The sequence below is a fragment of the Legionella sp. 16cNR16C genome (assembly GCF_021297775.1).
Taxonomy (GTDB): Bacteria; Pseudomonadota; Gammaproteobacteria; order Legionellales; family Legionellaceae; genus Legionella_C; species Legionella_C quinlivanii_A.
The window spans coordinates 891,488-907,371 of the sequence record NZ_JAJTMX010000002.1; the positions used below are offsets into that span (position 1 = coordinate 891,488).

A 15,884-nucleotide genomic window follows, 5' to 3' on the forward strand; every position below is an offset into this window, starting at 1 on the left:
GTTAAACACCGGACTGTTTTTTCTTCTCGAATTGTCCTCCCCAGACCAGCGAAAAATCATACCCATATTCCTCGATCAGCTATCTCATACAGAATTTCGCTCAATTGTCCTCGGTTTGAATGTGAATGAGTTATAATCAATAAGAACAATGTTAAAGCAATTATTGTTTGTGACGATAAATAAGATGTGAGCAATTAAAGAGCATATCATGGCTGCGCTAGAAAAAGATCTAGATATGGAATTGGTGAACCAGGCGCGAAGCGGAGAAAGAGCGGCTATTGGGAGACTTTTGTGCCATTATCGTCCCAGCATTGTATACCAGATCAGAGCGCAGGTAGATGAGATGGCTGATGTAGAAGATCTCGCTCAGGAAGTTTGCATTAAAGTGTTTCGTTTTATCAATCAATTCGATCATAAAGCTAATTTTAAGACCTGGTTATACAAGATTACCCAAACGACAATTATTAATTATTATCGAAGCCGGCGTCTGGATACTGTAGAAATTTTCAGCGAGGAACCCGATACGCAGGACAGCTCACCCGAGCAAGAGGCAATTCGTTTGGAACTCAGTGAGAAGATAACCAGATTTCTGCTGAGTTTACCAAAAACTCTGCAAAAGTGTTTTTATCTATACAGTGTTTTAGGATTGGCTTATGAAGAGATTGCTCGCAGAATGCATTGTCCATTAGGCACAGTTCGCTCAAGAATACACCGTATTCGCTCAACAATTCTCGTTATTCTCAAATAGATTGTTTTGTCATTGATCTTGCTATTATCTTGTTCGATAGCTGTGCTAGAATGTGGCATTTGATAATAACACGAATAAAAATGCTCGAAAGCGACCGTTTGATAAGTGCTGTCCAAATTGGCTCAGAAGAAGCTATCGATCGAGCGATCCGCCCATTGAATCTTGATGATTATATTGGCCAGGATGCGGTTCGCACTCAAATGCGCATTTTTATTGAAGCGGCCAGAAAGCGATATGACGCGCTTGATCACGTTCTCGTCTTCGGACCTCCAGGCTTGGGTAAAACTACTCTTGCAGGTATTATTGCCCATGAAATGGGGGTCAATCTTCGCCAGACGTCCGGGCCAGTATTAGAAAAAGCAGGTGATATTGCAGCTTTATTAACCAATTTAGAAGAAAACGATATTTTATTTATCGATGAAATTCATCGATTAAGCCCAGTTATTGAAGAAATCCTTTATCCAGCAATGGAAGATTACAAACTGGATATCATGATTGGCGAGGGACCAGCCGCTCGCTCCATAAAACTCGAGTTGCCTCCATTTACACTGGTGGGAGCTACTACACGAGCAGGCTTGCTGACCTCCCCATTGAGAGATCGCTTCGGCATTGTTCAGCGTCTGGAATTCTACTCCACTGATTCCTTAACCCAAATAGTGAAGCGTTCAGCCAATCTGCTTAAAGTAAGTACAGAAGAAGCTGGTGCAAAAGAAATTGCCTTACGTTCACGAGGAACACCTCGAATTGCCAATCGTTTGCTCCGGCGGGTACGAGATTATGCTGAGGTATGCGGGGAAGGTATAATCACTCTGCATATGGCGAAAAAAGCACTTGAGATGCTTGATATCGATAAAAATGGTTTCGATATGATGGACCGAAAATTATTACTGGCAGTCATTGAGCGTTTTGATGGTGGACCTGTCGGGGTTGACAGTATCGCTGCAGCTATTGGTGAAGAGAAAGGGACGATTGAAGACGTGCTGGAGCCCTTCTTAATTCAGCAGGGATTTCTAATGCGTACCCCAAGAGGCCGTATCGCTTCAGCCCAGGCGTACCATCTTTTTGGATTACAGCCTGCGGAGCGCGTCTAGTGTCTCAATTTACGCATTCAAGCCAGTTTCGTGTTTATGCCGAAGATACCGATTTTATGGGTATCGTTTACTATGCCAATTATCTGAAATTTTGCGAAAGAGCAAGAACCGAGATGTTGCGAAGTAATGGCCTGGTGCTTACTGACTTAGCAAAGCAGGACTGCCATTTTGTTATCACAGATGTGGAATTAAAATACAAGCAGCCTGCCCGATTAGACGATCTTATAACTATTACCTGTAATATAAAAAATAAAACGGCATGCAGTATTGTATTTGAACAAATCATAAAGAATGAGCATAATAGCGAGCTTTGCAGTGCATTGGTGACAATCGTCTGTGTAAACAGGCATACCAGGCCGCGGCGCTTGCCAGATCGATTCAATTTATTGCAAAAATGACATTATCTGTCATTGTGGAAAGACAATTTTTTTGAAATTATTGAGTTACGTCAAAATCAACTTCTAAAATGCTGGAGGAATACAGTGGGAACCCATGCGAGCGTATTAGCGTATTTTATACAGGCAGGCCTGGTCGTTAAAACAGTGATGCTGATCTTGCTTGTCGCTTCGATTACGTCCTGGACACTTATTTTACAAAGAGCTTGGTATTTCAAGCGCAAAAAGCTTGAGTGCGACAGCTTCAGCCAGCGATTCTGGGATAGTAGCGACCTAAGCAAGCTCTATGCCGATGTTGATGGCAATCCGGATAGCAAGCATGGCCTGGCTTCGATCTTTCATTCGGGGTTCAAAGAATATGTTCGCACAAGAAAGCAGGGCGCGATTGCCTTGGAGCCTATTCAGCGAGTTATGCAAATTACTCATAATAAGGAAGCAATTCAGCTGGAGCAGCACCTGCCTTTTTTTGCGTCAGTGGGGTCCATTGCACCTTACATCGGTTTATTTGGAACCGTTTGGGGGATTATGACGTCATTCCAGGCTTTAGGGCAGGCTTCCCAGGCGACCATCGCAATGGTTGCTCCCGGAATTTCTGAGGCATTAGTGGCAACAGCCCTTGGACTGTTTACTGCCATACCCGCGGTGATTGCTTTTAATCGTTATTCTACCAGAGCCACTGGTATATTGGAGCAATACGATTTATTTCAGGATGAGCTTATCGCATTAATCGAACAACAAACCACTGTACCGATTAGAGGATAACTTCCATGTTAAGAAAAAGAAGAAAACCAGGTGCCGGGCCCATTGCGGAAATCAATGTGGTTCCCTATATCGATGTGATGCTGGTGCTGCTGGTTATTTTTATGATTACCGCTCCGATGTTGTCGCAGGGGGTAACTGTTGATCTGCCCAAAGCGGCATCAACAGAGTCACTAAAAGACAGTGAGCGAGAACCCATTATTGTATCCGTTAATCAGCAAGGCGATTATTTCCTGAATATCAATGCCCAACCTGAGCTGCCGATCGAGCCTCATGCGCTAGTGGTCAGGGTTGCCGCTGAACTTGAGCTTGCGAAGCAGAATAACCAGTCTGTTAATGTGCTGGTTAAAGGTGATCAGGGCGTTCCTTACGGGAAGGTGGTGTCTGCTATGGGCTTTTTGAAACAGGCAGGTGCTGAAAAAGTTGGCTTAATGACCGACTCCACCCAGGAAACGGAGATGCAGGGATGATAAATGATATGAGCTATCGTAAGGCATTTATCGCTGCCTTAATTCTGCATTTCGGCCTGATACTTTTTCTTTTGCAGGATTCATCCAGTAACGAACACCCCGTTTTGGTCGCTGACAACAAAAACACACCAGGACAGATGTTGCCTGTCGAGCAGGTCGAGCAGCCAAAACAGCAGGAAATTGTAAAAGCGGTAAGCGTGGATAGCCAGGAAGTCATGGAAACAATTAACCGGCTCAAACAGGAAAAACTACAGCAGCAAAAAGCCGAGCAGGCGAGACAGCAGGCTTTGACAAAACAGGCTGAGGATGCACGAAAAGAGCGGCTGCGCGAACAGCAGCGATTGGCCAGGTTGAAAGATGAGGCGGCAAAGCTGGCAATACAGCGTAAAAAGCAAATTGAAGAAGAACAAAAACGCCTCAAACAGCTGGCATTGCAAAAAGAGCAGGAAGCCAAGCGTCTGGAAGAGTTAAAGCGTAAACAGCAACAGTTGGAAAAACAACAGCAGGAAGCAGCAAAACAGGCTGAGCTTAAAAAAAAACAGGATGAGTTGAAGGCGAAGGAAGCCCTGCAGCTGGCTGAAAAGCAGGCTGCGGAAAAAGCCGCTGCTGATAAACTGGCTGCAGAAAAGGCAGCTGCAGACAAAGCGGCCGCAGAGGCAAAGGCCGCTCAGCAAAAACTCGCTGCTCAGCAGCAAGCTGCCCAGGAAGCCGCCCAGCAGGCCCGGCTGGCTGGTGAAGTTGACAAATACAAGGCGATGATTGTGAACGCGATTGGCAGACAGTGGATTCTGCCTGAAAACGTGGACAGTCATTTATCCAGTCAGTTCCGAATTCGTCTGGCGCCTGATGGAGCGGTACTGGAAGTGACTCTGATGCGCAGCAGCGGGGATCCCATACTCGATCGCTCCGCGCAAACCGCTATATATAAAGCATCGCCATTGCCGGTGCCAAGTGATCCGGAAACATTTAATTTATTCCGCGATATCAGTTTAACCGTTAGACCCGAGAACGTTAGGGGGTAATTATTGTGTCTATGAAAAAACTTCTGACCTGTTTTTTAACGCTTGTATCAAGCCATCTTTTTGCGCTCGATTTGGAATTGACCCAGGGTATCAGTTCAGCCTTGCCCATCGGAATCAATTCATTCGGAGAAAACAGCAGTGCCCAGGAAATCACGTCAGTGATTAATAACGATCTGCGCTTGTCGGGTCAATTCAAAATTATCAGCCTCCCTGCCATGGAAATGAATGGCGTTGGCGCCTGGAAACAGGCGGGTGCCGACAGCGTATTGACTGGCCGGGTGACTCCGATAGGTTCAAACCGCTACGATATCAGTTTTGAATTATTGGATACGGTCAGCCAAAACAAATTGCTGCTTTCCAAAAGTTTCCAGGTGGGTGCCAATGATATTCGTCCACTGGCGCACCATATCAGTGATATGGTTTATGAAAAACTGACTGGTGAACGGGGTATTTTCTCAACCCGAATCGCCTATGTTCTGGTTCAAAGAACTGCAGGCCGTGCCCGCTATTCTCTCGAAGTTGCAGATGCTGATGGTTATAACCCGCAAAGCCTGCTGGTTTCGCCTGAACCGATCATGTCGCCTTCCTGGTCGCCGGATGGCAGTAAAATCGCCTATGTTTCATTTGAGAAAAGAAAAGCACAGATTTTTATTGTTTCAGTTGAGTCCGGGAAACGGCAATTAGTCACTGATTTTTCTGGTATTAATGGTGCGCCGACCTGGTCGCCTGATGGTCGTCAGTTGGCGGTTGTATTATCCAAGAGTGGTAGTCCCAAAATTTACAGCATCGATCTGTCTTCAGGAAGCATGAAGCAATTAACCTTTGGCGACTCTATTGATACCGAACCGCGCTATACTCCTGATGGCCGTTCCCTGATATTTACTTCAGGCCGCGGGGGTTCTCCACAGGTATATAAACTGTCTCTGGCTGACGGCAGCATTAACCGTATCACTTATGATGGAAACTATAACGCGCGGGCAATGTTTACCCCGGATCAGAAACATCTGGTGATGTATCACCGCGACAATGGCAAATTCAATATTGGTGTACAGGATATGAATAGCGGTCAGGTGAGTCTGCTGACCTTTGCTTCACTTGATGAATCGCCCTCTGTATCTCCTAATGGCCGATTGGTACTCTATGCAACACGTTTCCAGGACAAAGGGGTGTTAGGGGTTGTTTCAATTGACGGACGCATTCGTTTACGTCTCCCTGCTCGCCAGGGTGATGTTCAGGAACCTGCCTGGTCACCTTATTTAGGGTAAATGATGAATCTGATAAGGACGTTTGTTTATTTATTTTTCTTATTATTTGTTAATATGGCCCATAGCTGGAATGCTTTGGGTCACCGTTTGGTGGCGCAGATTGCCTATAATCATTTGACGAAAGAAACAAAGCAGGCGGTTAATCACTATAATCATCAATTGGATCGGTTATATAAGCCTCTTTCATTTGTTAATGCAGGCCCCTGGATGGATACCCTGCGTTTTCAAAACGATTTATGGTTACAGTCTCTCCATTATATAGATATTCCTTTCAGTCGTGATGGCACTCCTCTGGTGCCCCCAGATAAAAACAACGCCGTGCTGGCTTTGAACAAAGCCATTGCCACGCTTAAAAAGCGTCAATCCACTCCCTTTGATAAAGGCTTTAGTCTGAGGATTTTATTGCATGTCACGGGTGACATACACCAGCCCATGCATGCGGTCAGTGAATTTAGCCGACGGTTTCCCGAAGGCGACGCGGGAGGCAATTTTCTTATTCTTGGACAAAACCCGGTTGCAAGAAATCTCCATTCCTATTGGGATAATGGCGGCGGGTTGCTTAAAACGGGCTATTTGAATGCTGCTCAGCTTAACAGAAAGGCTAAATATCTTGAAAAAAAGTGGCCCTGCGATACTGCCTCTCAGGTTATAAACCCTGAAAGCTGGTCTGAAGAATCTTACGACCTGGCAGTTAATCTCGCTTATCGCATTCAATACGGTGAAATACCATCCAAAGCTTATGAGAACGACGTTAAAACGGCGGTTGAAAAAAGAATCACACTGGCCGGCTGCCGGTTAGCAGTGGTGCTTAATGACATTTTCGCCCATAGTGACTAACGCAAGTTCTACAGTCTAACCTACTACGCCTCGGCTCTCGAGTTGTGCACGTAGGGGACAATAGTACTTAATACTCACTTAATTTTTTTGGGATATTATTAACCCAAATAATCTGAGATGTAGGCGTTATGTTCGCATTTACTAACATTGAAGCTAGCTTATTGGGCAATTTGATCTCCGAGTTCAAGATACGTCGACAGGAAATTCTTTCCAAAAATAGAATGGGTGAAATCAGTCTGGTTGATACCGATTTGAAAAAAGAATTTTCAATGACTCAGATAAAGCTTATAAATCAAACATTTGATTTTCTTACTGAAGTAGTTCTTCCCAAGTTTGATAAAGGAGAATCGCCCGGCATTTTCGCATTACGTAAATTGGGAAAGCAAGCCGAAAAACTATTCAAGGATACCGAATACTTAAGCGCTAACCCTGATTATAATTTGTTGGGTAATATCTACGGTAATCTTGAATCTTTGCTAGGTTCTCAAAAATTCAATGAACAAAACATAAGCCGCCTGAAAGAAACATTTAAAAAGAATATTAGAGCCTCTACGCTTAATTTTCTTACCAACTGGCAAAAAATACCTGATTTCAGTCTTGAAAATTCCTTGAAAGCAATTGATGCAGCGATTGATTCCTTTGATTTCTCAGCTTATTTTGTTAAGGGTCAGCTGGATGTCGGTTTATTGAAGGAGAATGGGTCTTTTTATTGGCACCTGCACAATGCCTTAGGAATCAAGGGCAGCTATCAAATCAGAATTTATGATCCTGTTGTTTACGAACTGTTTAATGAAATCAGCATAATGCTTGCAAAGTTTCCTCTAGTGATGGATGAACTGGTGTCTTTCCTGAATCCAGAAGCATTTGCATTATTAATAGTCTCTCATACCCCCCGTTCGGAAGCTGAAAACAAAGAAGAAAATAAAGGCCAGTTTAGCTATACAGTCATGGGTCAGGGAACAATTCACGCCAATGATAAATATTTGAAGTATCTTGCATTAGGCAAAGATGTAATCAATAGCGCACTTGATACCTACAAAACTGCAGAGAATAAAATACTCACTCAACGAAGGACAATTGAAGAGGCTCGCGAGCAATTGAGAAAGATTGAACTTGCTATCGACCCGCTCAATGGATATGTAATCCCGAAACTGGAGCCGTCTGTAACCGCAACAGATGCTATAGATATTTATGAAAAGGAACTTGTACTGATTTCCGAGCACGAGAAATTACTGATTAATGCCAGGGAGTTACTTAGCCAAACCAGAGAGACACTTGATGATGAGCCAGTTTATTCAGACCTGCATAAGCACATTCAGCAGTTTGGGCAGCACATCAATGAACTGGAATCCATGTTATTAAAAAACAGGTCTGAGATTTTAAAATTGCGGGAGAGAGCCCAGCTTAAGAAGTTAGCGGATGAGCGTTTAGCCAATGCAAGTGTTAATGATTTAATTGCAATATTTGAAGAAAACAAAAAGACGATAGAGGCTGTTTCTTCTGAGAAAAGTATAAGTGAGCGTTCTATATCTAAATTGCGCGATGAAGTTGCTGGTCTTTCAGCTCAGTATTTTCAACTGATGAATAAATTGGGTCAAAAAGTGTACCCCTCAATCGCAGAAAATAGTCAACCTCAGCACACAGCTGTTAAAGTCAACTTCCAGAATGTCTCTGATGCCAATAGAAAGTTTGAGCAGTGGAAAGCGGCTCTGAGTAAACAAATAAAAGAACGGGAAGAGATCATAAAATACAAAGAGAGTCTGATCCTTGCCGTTATGACATGCCTCAATAATAGTGGGAAGGGGGATTTCCCGCTAAGTGCTATAAACAAGCTGAATGCGTTAAATGTGAAGGGAGCAAAGTTATCGGGACTGGATTATTTTTTGTCCGTCATTGGGGACAAAACTTTTGAAGTGAACCGCTTGGGATTTGTTTCAAAAAACTATCAGGTTGAGAAAAAAGAACAACTATATGCTCTTATCGGCTCTAAAGAATTTGAATATGCCACAGTCAGAGCGGAACAGCATAAAATCAGCGTTTTGATTGAGGAAGGGGATATAGAAATTCAGACGCTTAATGCGGTTGAGCAATCTCTCAATGCATCTGCCGAAGAAGATCGTAAATTGACATTAGCTCTTAATGGACAACAGAAACAATTAGATGATTTAGAGCAAGAGCAACGTCCATTATCCTCTGTGATTGCTTTCTTTAACAGGGCGAAGAGTTTGGTCGAGAAAATGAATGGATTGATAGCTCTTGATGGTTTTAATGAAAATGGCTTTAGCTCATATTTTGAAGAGATAACATCATTATTTGAGGAAATAAACAAGTTTAAAAAAACAATTTCGCCACAGTCCCCCTATCATAGAAATCTGGTGTCTATTGAAGCGCTAAAAGAAGCAGCCGATCAGCAAGTGGAGACCTGTTTCAAGCCCGAATTAACGGAACAAAGCAATTTGCTCGGGCCTTTACTGAACGAGCTTGGCAAAGTAGAAGCAGTCATAACAGACGATTTGAGCCTTGATAAACTCAATGAACTGTTGAAACAATTCAATGACTTGAAATCCACATTAAATAGCTGCAATGGCCGCATAAGCTTTATTGCGAAGCACAAACCAAACCTTGCTGAGCAAGCTTTAGCGGACCTGAGAAATTTGACCATGCAGTTCGATCGCGTGTCGCTGCGGCTTAAAGAAATGGCTGACGCAAGACTGGAAAGTATGAATAAACAGCTTACAGCACAAGCGAAGGAAGATTTAGATCGACTGGATTTTGATGCAAATGATGAAATCATAAAGAATTATAGAAACAAACAAAATATTCTGGATTTGCATAATACTAACTTGACCCAGTTTTCCCCTGATAGTCTTCAAATATTCCAGGAGCAGTTCAGGCAATTTAATCCCGAATTGATTGATGTGCATGAGCAGATTGAAAAGTTTAAACAGCACCAACAAGCAATTGAACCGGTTTTTGTCGACAAGATGGCAGTTGCCGATACAATCCGGGAAAGAGCAATACTTCGAAGCAAGATTTTTTCAGATTTTGATCTGGAGCTGCAGGAATATCTATCCAGGCGAAACCAAAGACATCATACCAAAGATTTTTTCAACAGGGCCGATCAATTCAGCCGAACAGCCTTTATTAAGTGTCTGGCAGCACAATTGGCTCAATTTAAGGATACAGGGGATAGCAAAGCCCTTCTGGATTTAATCAACACCCAGGGTAAAGCTTACAGTGGAGTTCATTTCAAACCTTTGCTTAATCGTTTAACGCTTGCAGTTAAAGAATATCGCAAGCAGGTTCCTGCTAGTTATGAAAAGCCATTTGTGTTTACGCCCAGGATTCTTGCGGACAGAAATGAGCTTTTAGGGAGGATTCGCGCGGTTAATGCTGATGCAGCCGAAAAAATCGATGTTCTTTATTCGTCCATAAACGCTATGGAAGCTTATTCTGAAAAGCTTGCAATTGACGATGCGGACAAAGCCAAAACGGCTGGTACCCTGGCCTGTCAATTGAAACAGCGAGTTGATGAGTTTCTTATGGATAATGAATCAGTACTGACTGAGTCCGGCAAGGTTGATGAGCAGACGTATCGCGCTTTTGAAGATGATTTTCGTCTTCACCTGCATAGTCAGGACGATGCAATGAGTGAACGGCGAAACACATGGCAACCGTTGCTTGGAAATATATTTGTCTCCGTGATCTCAGCGGGACTAGCATTAATAGCCAAACTAGCCTACAGCAAGATTAAAGATGGATATGCCTCAGCTTTCTTCACTAACACATCTCGAATGGGATTTGTGGAGAATATTGATCGGAATGTGAAAAATATGGCCGCAACGGCAAGCTGTGCATAGTGTAGTCTTTACGAGTGTCAACGAAGCAACCCAGTTCATAAGTTTCAATGTGGATTGCTTCACTTCGCTCGCAAAGACTGTTTTACAAACACTAGCCTTTGCCATCTCCTCAGACTCCAATGTTTATAATTCTACCATCTGTACAAAAATTGAATTATCAATGACCATGCTATACACTTAAGCTAGCTAATGGAAAAATAACGGAGTCCAACATGAAAGGAATATTATTGTTACCTGCCGCCCTTTGTTTAACCGCTTGTGGTTATATTCCAACCACAGACTATGTAAATACCGTCTACACCCCCTCCAGCTGTTGTAATGCGGTTGTTGTAAAACCCGTACCTGTACGCAATTGCTGCACAAAAGTAATAAAACGGCCTGTTGTAAAAACCAATTGCTGTGCCGCTGCCGTAGAGGTCCGTCGCCCGGTTGTGACCAATACTTGTTGCTCACCTGTACAAACCACAAACTATGAAGAGGTAACTGTGGTCAATGAAGCGCCCGTTGAGGTGACTCCTGCTGTTTATGAAATGTATTGATAGTTTTAGGCTCTGTGAACCTGGAGCATTGAATCCCGGTTGTGAGCAACCGGGAAATTCATTTTCTAATCCCTTTCTCGCTTAAATAATTGATAGCCGTCATAAACGACTTTTTCAATGATATCGGTATCGAATGAATTAGTGAGTATTATGATAATTAACTGCTCTCGTGGAAAATAATAAAACTCTCCCTGGAAGCCTGAGGTGGCCCCATTATGAGTCCAGGCCCATTCATCACCAATCTGCTCCCGATAAATGCCGAGCCCATAGTCGTCCTTTGTAGTTAACATGTTCTCTAAAGAGCCTGGAGACAGTAAATTTTTATCTCTGAGAAGAGCCGCCACAAACTGCTCCAAATCAGTGGCCGTGCTAATCATGCCGCTATCCCCAAGACCAAAACCATCATTAAGATAGGTCACGTCAATGAGTTGTTTCTCTGCCAGTGTATAGCCCCTGGTAATTAAGCGAAGGGTGTCCTCGTCTGTTTGCTCCACATAAGTATTTTTCATGTGGAGCGGAGTCAGAATTTGTTCTCTGAATAAATCCGCATAGGAATGGGCGGTTAGCTTCTCAACAATTAACTGCAGTAATAAATAATTGGTGTTACTGTATTCGTATGAACTGTCGGGACTGAATTTGGGCTTTTCATCATAAATAAGTCTGATAAGCAATTCGGGTTTCCATTGTTGTCCGACCATTCGTTCAATCAGGCGATAGTAACTGTTGTATTCAACATAATTTGGTATGCCGCTTCGCATCTGCATTAGATTTTTCACTGTCAACAAGCGGCCATTCGGAATACGGTCTATATCAATGCTATTAGGAAGAAGTGTGGAAATTTTCGTATCAAGGCTTAGTTTTCCCTCTTCAATCAGCTTTAGCAAGCTGACCGCCAAAAAAGTCTTACTAATGCTGCCAATACGAAAATTATTACTGGTATTCATCATTTGCCCGGTCTGATGATTGGATTGGCCTGCCGCAGCGATTAGCAAGCCTGTTTCTGGGCTGGAAACAAGCAAAACGGCGCCGGGAGTTGTGGAGTTAAGATTTTTATTCAGAATGTGCTGAAGCTGGAATTCGATTGTGCCTCTGGAAAAAGCAACAGAAACCAGTAGAAAAGTGAAGAAGAAAACAAACTGGTGCTTTTTTTGCATGAATTTCCCTGTATAAATGAAAAAATAATTGCAAATTTTTTTTTACTGCTATCATTATACAATATCACATTTATTTTCAGTGACTTGAGATTTTTCCAGTATTTTATTTTGTGCTTGGATGTCTTGCTTTATTAGAAATACATGTTGGGTCATTATCGACCATGTAGTCATGACTAACTATAACCTTTTAATTAGGGCGGTTTGTCACTATGAAACAACTAGAAAAAATCAATAAACCTGGCAATTTAAATCTTCGGGAAAAAATCCAATCCTTTCTTCATCTGTCTCATCCAGAGAACCAAAAGATTAACAAGTGGCTGAAGCAACTGGATGCCTTACTGGCCAGCGATGAGGATCAGTTTAATAAAGGGTTTAAGTATTTTTTTAGCACCACAAGAAAGGATAAGGTCAACAATTATAAGTTAGAGATTAAAATTTTCCTGAGGAAAATGGCAGGGAATAATAATGCTGAAACGCTATACAGCCAATTACTGCAGTTAAAGCTAATGCTGCAGCGTGTGGTTCAGGAGCAGGCTGTTCGTTTAGCCAGAACAAAAGCAATACTTAAATTAATTGCAGCCATTGACTATAGAGCAGATCAGATAAAGCAAGAGCGTATACTCACTCATAACCAACAAGTGCCCCAAGAGAATGCTTTACCCCGTGAGAAAAAAAAGCATACAAAAAAAATTATTTCGCAGGCTGTTTTTATAGCTCAGGGGTTAAAAAGTAAACTGTTACCAGGAAAAGCGAATGCGGATAAACAGTCCAGGTATTCAGAGATGGAAGAAACACTTTTTCAGGAAATAAAGTTGGAATGTGAGCGGCTTATTAAGTCCATTCAGGAAAAAAATGTCGGGGGTCAGAAAGATTTATTGATGCAACAATATGTCGATGAGCAGCAGAAACTGATTGATGGCGCAAATTCAATTACTGATATCAGCAAAATTAAAACACAGCTGGATAATGTTCTGAAAAGTTTAAACTCATCTGAATATCAGGAGATTTGTTTAGCTATCCTCGATTTGCGTAAAGGAGCCCGAAGTTGGTTTGCTATTGGAAAAAATGCCAAAGCAGACAGGATAGAGGACGCTATCCGCAAGGTGTCTGTCGAGTGTAGGGGCGACATGTTTATTAATAATCTGGAGGTGAGGAAAGCATTGGCTTCTCACAGGCATTTTGGCAAACGAGGCAAAATCTATTTGAACAAAAATACGCAGGACATTGATTTGAAAAAAGCAGCCCGGACATTTATTGAAATAAATAATCGGCTGGAAAAGAGCAGAGAAAATCATGCAGATATTGATTGCAAGGTTTTCGAGATGGGGCGCTGCTCTTCAGTATGAGCGAAGATATCAGAACCTATCTTTGTGATGGTCCGGTTAAATTACATGCGGCCACGGGTTGCATTTCAGCTTCAGCTGTCGAAAGCCGCTTTATTCGGGATTGAGAAAAAAAACCATGTTGTCTGATAGTAGAAACGCTTGCATAGGATAGTTCTTTTCGATTTAGCCAATGAACGACCGCTTTAACATCCGGAGTGCTATTCTGCGTTTCGGTAAGCCCTGCTAATTTCAGACAGGCGCCTAAATCCAGAATCAGACCGACAGAGTAATTGCCTGTTAGAAAAGAATACAGATACATCAGTTGTCCCAGGGTTTCTGTATCTGTTTTAATTTGATATAGATTGGGTTTGTCAGCAATACTTTTAGCCGCATTATATAGGGCCCCGGCAGTTATCAGACAGCATCCCGCAATAACTAATACTTTGATCACTTCGCGTGGTTTATTGCTGACATGTGCGTAAACATCTTTTAGGATCTGTCGGAAAAAATTGTTGCTGGACATAAATGCAACGATAGCAGCAGTTAATCCCGGGATAAATGCGATACTTAGTTTAACGATATATTTCAAGTCCTCGACTGTGCAGCGTTCGCTAAGTGCCTGACAGAATAGTTTAAAGCCGTCAAAACCTGCCTGACTGATTAATAGAAAAAAGGAGATGCTAAAAAAACCAGAGACTCCTGTGGGAGTACAGGATTTAAAGCAATCGATAGCTCTTGCGATAATTCCTGGTTTATAAAAATGAGATTCTCCAATGTCTGAGAGTGCTAATTCCTCCTGAAAGATGCGCTTTATAATGATTTTAACGAGTTGCTCATCAAGCTGTTGATTTGTAAATTCTTCAGTAAGCCAGTTGTTGATTGTGCTAGCAGACTCCGGCTTTAAATGACTGAGTTGATAGGCGAGTTCTTTTTGAAAAATCCGATCTTCATCAAACCAGTTTTTAATTGTTTGAATAAAATTGGGAATAAATACAATACGTAAGGCACAGGTATTAGCAAAGCTCGATAAGGAGGAGAAAAGAGCCGCATTGGATCCTGCCCAGATGGCGCCGAAATAGCCTAATGCCGCTGCTGGCATTGCTGAGAGGGCAGAGATTAACAAGATAGCTGTTCTATAAAAAAAACCGCTTAAACTGTCAAAATAGCCACCAAGGATTTTTTTTAAATTATCGACCATTTCATGGTAATAACGAGTACGTGTTGCAGTTCCAATACCCATAAAAATTAAGGCATTGATGATTAGAAACCATTTATCAGACTTTAATTTTGAATCCCACCATTCTTCGCTGATGGCTTCGGGCCTGGAGGTTAAACAATAAGGCAGAAAGGGCAGGGTGGTAAGGACTGCTGCTGATCCGTAAGCGATCGAGGACCAGGAAGGGGCATAGCTTTTTAGTGTATTGGAAGAGGGCAGATAGCTGCTCAGATTTAATGTGCTGACATAGCGTTTAAGACCTCCAAAATAACTGTGAGAACTTGAGGGTGTGTCAAAAGTTGCGTAGCCTGAGGTGTTTTCAATAGTAGTTATTTGCTGAGCATAAGATTCTTGCGGCATAATTTCTCCATATCCTTTGGTAAAACTCCCTGAGCGAGTTGCGAAAGATAGTTTCCTGGAAGTTATCTCTAAAGTAAATAAAAGCTTTATGGCTAGCAGTGGTTTCTGTCATGCCAGTGCTGCCGCCACATCTGGCTGTCGATATGAATCAGTGATGTCGTCTTTAAATCATGGTTCTGGATCCATAAGTTGTGCTATTGTTCCTTAACAGGCGAAATGAATTGGAAAGCAGCCATGCTTTTACTTCATCTGTAAAAAAGATAAATGATAAATAAGGATATTATATGTCAACCGAGAAACAGGAAGTCAGGGCGGTCAATGAGCCAAGCCGCAGTTGGGGATGGCTTATGGCTTTGGGCATCTTTTTTGTGCTGCTGGGCGCAATTGGTTTAAGCATGGTGGTTGGGTTAACATTGGCCAGTATGCTTTTTTTAGGCATTTTACTGATCATCGCCGGATGCTCCCAAATAGTTGATGTATTCAAATCAAAACATTGGCGAGCAGTCATCTGGCATGCCTTTATTGCTGTTCTCTACATTGTTGGCGGCGGTTTGGTGATTTATGATCCTCTTCTTGCATCCAGTCTGATTACTCTGATGCTGGCTACGGTTCTGATCGTAATCGGTTTAAGCCGGTTTATTATGGCATCCACACTCAAAGGCTCATCTGCTTTTATATTGATTTTAGCTGGAATTATCGCTATTGCTCTGGGTGTAATGATTATTATGCAATGGCCAATCAGCGGATTATGGGTGATTGGTCTTTTCATTGCGGTAGAGCTTATGGTTGATGGCTGGGCTTATATTTTTCTGGCCATTGCAATGCGGCGAAGCCGCTAAAAGA

General features: G+C 42.4%; 14 protein-coding genes. 12 read left to right on the top strand and 2 right to left on the bottom strand.

Features of this window, described 5'->3' with window-relative positions; all coding sequences use genetic code 11:
- Positions 1–208 precede the first annotated feature (208 nt).
- The 10 genes from LXA66_RS07815 (at position 209) to LXA66_RS07860 (ending at position 10,986) form a co-directional block, all read left to right on the top strand.
- Positions 209–748 carry a sigma-70 family RNA polymerase sigma factor gene (locus LXA66_RS07815; protein WP_233012679.1) on the top strand — a complete coding sequence of 180 codons (540 nt, stop codon included), beginning with the start codon at positions 209–211 and terminating at the stop codon, positions 746–748.
- A gap of 80 nt (positions 749–828) precedes the next feature.
- Positions 829–1,839 (top strand): Holliday junction branch migration DNA helicase RuvB, encoded by a 1,011-nt coding sequence (gene ruvB / locus LXA66_RS07820; protein WP_112219734.1) that lies wholly within the window; start codon positions 829–831, stop codon positions 1,837–1,839.
- Positions 1,839–2,237, top strand: a complete 399-nt coding sequence (ybgC, locus tag LXA66_RS07825) for a tol-pal system-associated acyl-CoA thioesterase (RefSeq protein ID WP_370637215.1) — start codon at positions 1,839–1,841, stop codon at positions 2,235–2,237. The genes ruvB and ybgC overlap by 1 nt, the downstream gene beginning before the upstream one ends.
- 84 nt (positions 2,238–2,321) lie before the next feature.
- Entirely contained in the window at positions 2,322–2,996 is a 675-nt protein-coding gene (tolQ, locus tag LXA66_RS07830; protein ID WP_058506635.1) for a protein TolQ, read from the top strand.
- Positions 2,997–3,001: 5 nt separating this feature from the next.
- Entirely contained in the window at positions 3,002–3,463 is a 462-nt protein-coding gene (gene tolR, locus LXA66_RS07835) for a protein TolR (protein WP_112219733.1), read from the top strand.
- Positions 3,460–4,485: a cell envelope integrity protein TolA gene (tolA, locus tag LXA66_RS07840; protein ID WP_112219732.1), complete on the top strand. Its 1,026-nt coding sequence runs from the start codon at positions 3,460–3,462 to the stop codon at positions 4,483–4,485. The genes tolR and tolA overlap by 4 nt, the downstream gene beginning before the upstream one ends.
- An 11-nt stretch (positions 4,486–4,496) precedes the next feature.
- Positions 4,497–5,750 (top strand): Tol-Pal system beta propeller repeat protein TolB, encoded by a 1,254-nt coding sequence (gene tolB, locus LXA66_RS07845; RefSeq protein ID WP_233013032.1) that lies wholly within the window; start codon positions 4,497–4,499, stop codon positions 5,748–5,750.
- A complete protein-coding gene (locus tag LXA66_RS07850) occupies positions 5,751–6,587 on the top strand; it encodes a S1/P1 nuclease (protein WP_233012680.1) in 837 nt (278 codons plus the stop codon).
- A gap of 128 nt (positions 6,588–6,715) precedes the next feature.
- Positions 6,716–10,447 (top strand): hypothetical protein, encoded by a 3,732-nt coding sequence (locus LXA66_RS07855; RefSeq protein WP_233012681.1) that lies wholly within the window; start codon positions 6,716–6,718, stop codon positions 10,445–10,447.
- A 212-nt stretch (positions 10,448–10,659) separates the two neighbouring features.
- A complete protein-coding gene (locus LXA66_RS07860; protein ID WP_112219729.1) occupies positions 10,660–10,986 on the top strand; it encodes a hypothetical protein in 327 nt (108 codons plus the stop codon).
- Between the two features lie 65 nt (positions 10,987–11,051).
- On the opposite strand, the gene LXA66_RS07865 is transcribed toward LXA66_RS07860, so the two are convergent.
- Entirely contained in the window at positions 11,052–12,140 is a 1,089-nt protein-coding gene (locus tag LXA66_RS07865; RefSeq protein WP_233012682.1) for a serine hydrolase, read from the bottom strand.
- 209 nt (positions 12,141–12,349) lie between these two features.
- On the opposite strand from LXA66_RS07865, the gene LXA66_RS07870 reads away from it, so the two are divergent.
- Entirely contained in the window at positions 12,350–13,486 is a 1,137-nt protein-coding gene (locus LXA66_RS07870) for a hypothetical protein (RefSeq protein ID WP_233012683.1), read from the top strand.
- Positions 13,487–13,502: 16 nt separating this feature from the next.
- On the opposite strand, the gene LXA66_RS07875 is transcribed toward LXA66_RS07870, so the two are convergent.
- Positions 13,503–15,041: a hypothetical protein gene (locus tag LXA66_RS07875; protein ID WP_233012684.1), complete on the bottom strand. Its 1,539-nt coding sequence runs from the start codon at positions 15,039–15,041 to the stop codon at positions 13,503–13,505.
- Between the two features lie 284 nt (positions 15,042–15,325).
- Between LXA66_RS07875 and LXA66_RS07880 the strand changes: the two genes are divergently transcribed.
- Positions 15,326–15,880 carry an HdeD family acid-resistance protein gene (locus tag LXA66_RS07880; RefSeq protein WP_112219725.1) on the top strand — a complete coding sequence of 185 codons (555 nt, stop codon included), beginning with the start codon at positions 15,326–15,328 and terminating at the stop codon, positions 15,878–15,880.
- The last annotated feature ends 4 nt before the right edge of the window (positions 15,881–15,884 follow it).